Genomic DNA, 595 nt, shown 5'->3' with positions numbered 1-595 from the left:
TGACCGTACCGCTGCTGATGCAGAATCGGTGCGATTCCAACTGTTAGCTGATGCTTCAGACAAAGCATTAGAAGTCACTAAAGTCTATTTAGATGCGGTGAAGGCTTATGAAGTCTTAAAGCTGTCTGAGAACAATCTTGCCGTTCACAAAGACATCTATACGGACATCAAAAAACGCGTCACTTCCGGCATCGGCTCGACTGCGGACTTAACACAGGTTGAAGCACGTTTAGCGAAAGCGCATGGTAATCTGGCAGCTGCACAAAACAACCTGTACGACTCCCACACAATGTTTACCCGCTTGGTGGGGCAAACGCCACAAGGGTTAATTTTTCCAAGAGCTGATCAGAACTTTATCCCCTACACCGTCGATGAAGCGGTTGGCTTGGCATTTGAATTACACCCAGTGATTCAAATCGCATTGGCGGATGTGGACTCTGCCAAGTTCCAATACAAACAATCGAAAGGCGTTAACTACCCGACGATCTCGATTGAAGCTTCTCAAACTTGGAAAGACGATGCGGATGGCTTAAAAGGTCGAAGCGATGAAACTCTCGCCATGTTGCGTTTACGCTATAACTTGTTCAACGGAGGT

1 protein-coding gene is annotated in these 595 nt (G+C 46.9%); it reads left to right on the top strand.

What is annotated here, in order from left to right:
* On the top strand, nucleotides 1–595 hold a 595-nt coding region (locus R8O10_RS26300), incomplete at both ends, for a TolC family protein (protein ID WP_318192108.1).

The sequence above is a fragment of the Vibrio sp. 1727 genome (assembly GCF_033344415.1).
Taxonomy (GTDB): domain Bacteria; phylum Pseudomonadota; class Gammaproteobacteria; order Enterobacterales; family Vibrionaceae; genus Vibrio; species Vibrio alginolyticus.
The sequence above is the reverse complement of the archived record's forward strand: the minus strand, read 5'-3'. Positions and strand labels throughout refer to the sequence as shown.